This is a genomic window from Haloferax sp. Atlit-10N, from assembly GCF_003586325.1.
GTDB classification, from domain to species: Archaea; Halobacteriota; Halobacteria; order Halobacteriales; family Haloferacaceae; genus Haloferax; species Haloferax prahovense.
This window is the reverse complement of sequence record NZ_PSYX01000067.1, coordinates 1-721: the sequence shown is the minus strand read 5'-3', so window position 1 is coordinate 721 and position 721 is coordinate 1. Positions and strand designations below refer to the sequence as shown.

At 63.8% G+C, this 721-nt stretch carries 1 protein-coding gene; it reads left to right on the top strand.

Annotation, left to right across the window (positions count from 1 at the left end; translation table 11 throughout):
- On the top strand, positions 1 to 720 hold a 720-nt coding region (locus tag C5B91_RS21200; RefSeq protein WP_304999817.1), incomplete at its 5' end, for a hydantoinase/oxoprolinase family protein.
- Position 721 lies beyond the last annotated feature (1 nt).

The following is a 721-nucleotide window of genomic DNA, read 5'->3' as shown; positions in this document are numbered from 1 at the left end:
CGGGATTTCTCCATGGTCGCGTACGGCGGCGCGGGCCCGATGTTCGTCCCGCTCCTCGCTCGGGAACTCGGCGCTAGCGAAGTCCTCGTTCCGCAGGCTCCCTCCGTCTTCTCCGCATGGAGTATGCTCATGGCGGACGTCGTCTACGACTTCTCCCAGACGCACCTCGCCGTGCTCGACGACGCGACGCTCAACGAGCTTAAAACCGCGTTCGCTGACCTCGAAGCCGAAGGTCGCGAAACGCTCACTGCGGAAGGAGTCGCCGAGAACCGCCAGCGGATCGGGCGCGCCGTTGAGATGCGATACTTCGGCCAGGAACACACCGTCGAGGTCGACGCTGATGGCGTCTCCTCGCTCGATGAACTCGCCGAGCGCTTCGAAGACCAGCACGAGACGCGGTACGGGCACACCATGGACGACCCCGTTCAGGTCGTCCACCTCCGTGTCCGCGCGGTCGGCGAGAACGACAAACCCGAACTCGAACAGGGAACCCCCCGCGACGATAGTGAACTCACGCCAGCCGATGCCCGTGAGGCGTACTGCTTCGCTGAGGACGACTTCGTGGAGTTCGATGTCTACCGACGCGACGATCTCAAACCCGGCGACGAAATCCGCGGCCCTGCGGTCGTCACTGAACCGACGACCTCGCTCGTTTTCCACTCCGACCAGACGGCAACGACCGACGACTACGGCCACATCATCATCACCACCGACCAATGAG